Annotated in this window: 4 protein-coding genes and 1 pseudogene; 1 reads left to right on the top strand and 4 read right to left on the bottom strand. The window is 71.3% G+C overall.

The window, feature by feature from the left end; genetic code table 11:
• Positions 1-60: 60 nt before the first annotated feature.
• A complete protein-coding gene (locus tag IEZ11_RS50110) occupies positions 61-741 on the top strand; it encodes a hypothetical protein (RefSeq protein WP_189269808.1) in 681 nt (226 codons plus the stop codon).
• Between the two features lie 69 nt (positions 742-810).
• On the opposite strand, the gene IEZ11_RS50105 is transcribed toward IEZ11_RS50110, so the two are convergent.
• The 4 genes and pseudogenes from IEZ11_RS50105 to IEZ11_RS50090 all read right to left on the bottom strand — a co-directional run.
• Positions 811-1,887, bottom strand: coding sequence for a hypothetical protein (locus IEZ11_RS50105; protein WP_189269807.1), 1,077 nt, complete (start codon positions 1,885-1,887; stop codon positions 811-813).
• Positions 1,884-2,555, bottom strand: a complete 672-nt coding sequence (locus IEZ11_RS50100; protein ID WP_189269806.1) for a ParA family protein — start codon at positions 2,553-2,555, stop codon at positions 1,884-1,886. The genes IEZ11_RS50105 and IEZ11_RS50100 overlap by 4 nt, the downstream gene beginning before the upstream one ends.
• A gap of 136 nt (positions 2,556-2,691) precedes the next feature.
• Positions 2,692-3,132 (bottom strand): hypothetical protein, encoded by a 441-nt coding sequence (locus IEZ11_RS50095; protein WP_189269805.1) that lies wholly within the window; start codon positions 3,130-3,132, stop codon positions 2,692-2,694.
• Positions 3,133-3,210: 78 nt separating this feature from the next.
• Positions 3,211-4,427: pseudogene (locus IEZ11_RS50090) on the bottom strand (MobF family relaxase); the annotation flags it as partial.

The following is a 4,427-nucleotide window of genomic DNA, read 5'->3' as shown; positions in this document are numbered from 1 at the left end:
GACCGGCCCGGCCCGGCCGACCCGGCGGCGGCGCAACGCTGACGAGATGGGGGACTTCTGATGAAGCTCGATCCGGCGGACATGCTCCTCGCCCTGGCCCGGGACCTCTCGGAGACCCGCACCACCCTCACCTCCGGCATGGAGAACGTCGTCGAGCGCCTGGAGGCGCTGGAGGGTGCGGAGTACGACGACGCCATCGCGGGGCTGCGGAAGCTGCTCGGCGAAGTCGTCGAATCGGTCGAGAAGCTGAAGGCCAAGGAGGAAGAGGAGGAACCGGAGGGGCCGGGCACGGCACCGGACTGGACCAACCTCGACAAGGAGCAGTGCCAGGAACTGTGGGACTGGCTGCTGACCTGGTGCGGGAAGATCCTGCTGCCGGTCTACGCCCAGGACGTGTGGCGGCCGTGCTGGTTCCGCCACCAGCAGCTGCGGATCCAGCTGACGTGGCTGTGCGCCTACTGGCACTGGTCGTACGAGAAGACGGCCCCACCGACGCGCGCGGCCGAGTGGCACATGCGGTGGTGGCCGGCCATCGAGAAGTTCATGAAGGACGAACTCAAGGAGTGCGGCTACGTCAGCGAGAGCCTGCGCGAGCCGCTCCATGAGATCCCGCACGAGGGGGACGACGCGCTCGAATACGAGGACTTCGCCGACCACGGGCTGATGGACTGGGTCAGCGCGGACGTTGCCCGGCGCCCGGACCCGGAGAAGAAGACCAGCAAGAAGGACCCGGCTGGCTGACCGGACCGGCAGCAGCAGAAGGGGGAGTCACCCGAATTTGGGTGACTCCCCCTCTGCGTTGCCCGCCCGCTACCGGTTCTTGAGGACCTCCTCGACCCCGTGCGAGATGGCCAGCGCCGCGGCGCTGATCTCCTTCAACAGCTCGGCGGGAGCGTCCTGCACCCCGCCCGCCTCGATCCCGACCAGGATCCCCTGCAGCAGGTCACGCGTACGGCTGGCCCGTTGATGTGCCGGGGAGTCGTCCACGATCTCGGCATCGACCACCGCCTCGTCGCCGTCGGCCTCGACCTCGGCCTCGGGCCCACCGCCCCCTGAGTCACCCAAATTTGGGTGACCCGCAGTCTCGGGCCCGCTCTGCTCCTGGGCGTCCGTCGCATCGTCTGCCGGGGCCGTCTCCGCCTCGGCCTTGCGCAGTTCCTTCTTCCTGGACCGTGCCGCCTTCGGCTTCGGGTCCGCCTCGATCGCCAGCTGGAAGGTGTTCGAGGTCGTCAGCGCGGGCGGCTCGGCGGCCCGCGCCAACTCGACCAGGCCGTCGACCACGTTGGCCGTGACCCGGTGGCGGCGCTCGGCGGCCCACACCCGCAGCGCGACGTACGCGCGCGCGGTCACGTCCTGGCCGTGCTGCTCGACCATGGGCAGCAGCTGCTGGACGTGGGAGTCGGGGATCGCGCGGGGCTGGTCCTGCTGCTCGGTGATGGCCTTGAGCAGGGGCCACTGCTGGATCCGCCGGTTCACCTCCGACTCCGACTCCCCGAACCGGTCCTGGCAGTAGTCCGGCCACGTACGCCCGCCCCGGCGGTACAGGCGCCGGCCGCGAACGGCGTGTGCGGCCTTCCACTTCATCCACTCGGCCCGGTTGCCGTTGGCGAACGCGGCTTCGCAGTGCCCCAGGTCGTCGACCTCCTGGGGCGTCAGCTCGCCCACGGCTTCGACCTCGACGGGTTCCGGAATCAAATCCGGCGTGAACGGCTGGGGCCGGTACGGCTCCGGATCGGCGGTGGGCGGCGACGGCTCGACCTCTCCGGCCGGGGCCGGGATGGTCGGCGCGACGGGCGCGGCCGTCTGTGCCTTCTCCTCCTCGGCTTTCCGCCGTGCCTCGGCCGCGGCGGCGCGCTGCGCTCGGATCTCCTTCTGGGAGGGACTCACCGGCCGGCCTCCTGCTCGCCGACGGGCAGCAGCCCGCGCTTCTTCATCTCCGTCACCAGTGAGCCGAACGCCGTCTTCGCGGCCCCCTCCACCGGGGCTCCGATGGAGTCGGCCAAGCGCTCGCTGCGCGGGATCACCGTGGTGAACACGTTGTAGCCCTCCTTGGCCATCTCCTCGCGGTAGTAGCCGGTCGAGCCCGCGTTCGCCACGGTGCGGTTGAGCAGCACCCACGTCTCGGGCTTCCTGCCGGTGGCCCTCAGTGGGGCGCTGCGGGCCAGGATGTCCTTGAACGGCGTCGCGTCCTCCGGCTCGACGATCCGCTCCCAGTCCCCGGCGGTCGGCGACATGTGCAGGATCACCAGGTCGGCGATGCGGAGCACCGAGTCCGCGATGTGCGGGTGGTTCTCGCTGTGCCCGCAGTCCACCATCGCGATGGTCTTCCCCGTCGGCGGCACGACCTCCTTGTGGAACTGGGCGGACGCCATCAGGTGCACGGGAAAGGCGAAGTTCCCCTTGTGCGGCTGGCTCCAGCTCCAGAACTGCTTGCTGTGGTCGGCGTCGTACCCCTCGACCTCGTACGCCTCCTCGTCCTCCACCAGGGCGTGCGACAGCCACCCGGTGTCGGTGGTCTTGGCCATGGTGCGGGGCGACATGTTCGCGATGAGCATGGCGGGAGCCTATGGGCACAGCCGAGATCAACACATCACGGACGCCCGCTTCCGCCCCCGTAACGCCCGCTTGATGCGCGAACGCCCGCCCCAGCCGGGGCGGGCGTGGTACTGCGGGCGCGGTCAGCGCACGGGCTCACTCGAAGATGGGGCGCTCCACGTCGGTGGACATCGCCCACTCGACGGTCCGCTTCACACCGCCGGCGTACCACTCGGACGTCTCGGCCCACTTGTAGCCGAAGATCGCGTCCTCGGCGTGGGTGCGGATCAGGGGCACGGGCAGGTCCGGGAAGTCGTACATCTCGCGGGAGATCGGCGCCCACTGACGCTCGCCGAGCAGCCAGCGGGTGGTGTGGATGATGGCCTCCAGCGCGCTCGCCACGCCCTCGGGGGAGACCCAGATCATCCGCACGTCGCCCGGCTCGATCGACTGCGAGGCCATCGCGTCGTCGCGGAGCTTCTCCAGCTCGCCGCGCGACCGTACGACCCGCGGCGGCAGGGTCGCCGCTGCGGGCGCATGGGTCGGCTGGGCCGGCGGCTGCGGGCCGCCCCGGTTCCACCACGATGTCTCGGCCATATCGCTCAAGGTAGCGGCCTCCTCGGACACACAGCCAGGAAACGGAGCGGGCCAGCGGGTTGACCGCTGGCCCGGGTCCTACATGTCGATGTCGATGTCGAAGTCCGGAGCCGGGGGAGCAGGGGGCTCCGGCGCCGGGGGCGGGGCCATCACGGGCTCCGGCTCGGGCATGGCGGCCGGGCTGCCGCCCGCTGCCGCGATGTCGTGGTCGGCCTCGGCGATCTCCCGGCCCAGCCGCGCGTACTCGTCATGGATGCCCATGCCGCTGTCGCGGCGCTCGCGCTCGACCTCCTCAGCCGCGGGCTGCGCCTCGCGCTCCCGCTGCGCCTCCTGCTCCCGCTCCTGGGCACGCTGTTCGAGGATCATCTGAGCCTCGCGGGCCTGCTCCATCGCCCTCGCCAGCTCCTCCTCGACAGACCAGTGCGGCTTCGGCGCCGCGGGGGCCGGGGCCGACTCCGGCTCGGCCGGCTCCGGCTCCGGCGCGACGGGGTTGCGGCGCTCCAACTCGATCCGCGCGTAGTCGGCCTCCTCGCGCACCTGCTGCGTCTCGGCGAACCACTTCTCGCGGGTCTCGTGAACCTCCTGGTACTTCAGCGCCCGCTCACCCATCGACTCGGCGATGTCCCGGCTGGTCTCCGCACGCTCCAGCGTGTCCTTGACCAGCGCGCTCGGGTCGACCTCGGCCTGGAGCGTGGGCACCTGCTGCAGCGCCATCGCCTGGGCAAGGGCCTGCTGGTGCTCGTTGTAGCCGGTCGCCTTCGAGACCTCGACCATCGCCTTGTTGATGCGCTCCTCGTGCTCGGCGGCCTCCTTCTCCGCCATCTCCTGAGCACGCAGCTCCATCTGCACGGCCTGGTCCTCGTAGTCGCGCGCCGCTCCGAACGACTTCGCCATCTCGTCACCGACGTACGGCGGCGCCCATGCCTCCTCGCGCTCGGCACGCTCGACCGACTGGCGCAGGCTCTCCTCGCTCGCGCGGGAGATGTCGGCCAGCTCATCCGGCACGCCCAGGGCGCGGCGTGCCCGCTCCCAGTCGGCGAGCGCCTCGACGGCACCCGGCGGCGGGGCCTGCCCGATGGCGTCGGCCTCCTGGTCGAAGCTGTGGGCCTCGCGGTACCGCTCGACGCGGCCGGCGCGCAGCTCCCAGCTGGCCCGCTCGATCGGGTCCTCGGGCACCGGGCCCAGCCGGTCGAGCGCCCATTCCGGCTGCTCCTCGGCGACGCGCTGGCCCAGCCGCTCGACACGCTCGTCCATCAGCTCGGCCCACTCGCCCATGAACCGGCCCAGGTCGCCGT

It is taken from the genome of Streptomyces fuscichromogenes, from assembly GCF_014645815.1.
Classification (GTDB): domain Bacteria; phylum Actinomycetota; class Actinomycetes; order Streptomycetales; family Streptomycetaceae; genus Streptomyces; species Streptomyces fuscichromogenes.
This window is presented reverse-complemented; position numbering and strand designations above follow the sequence as displayed.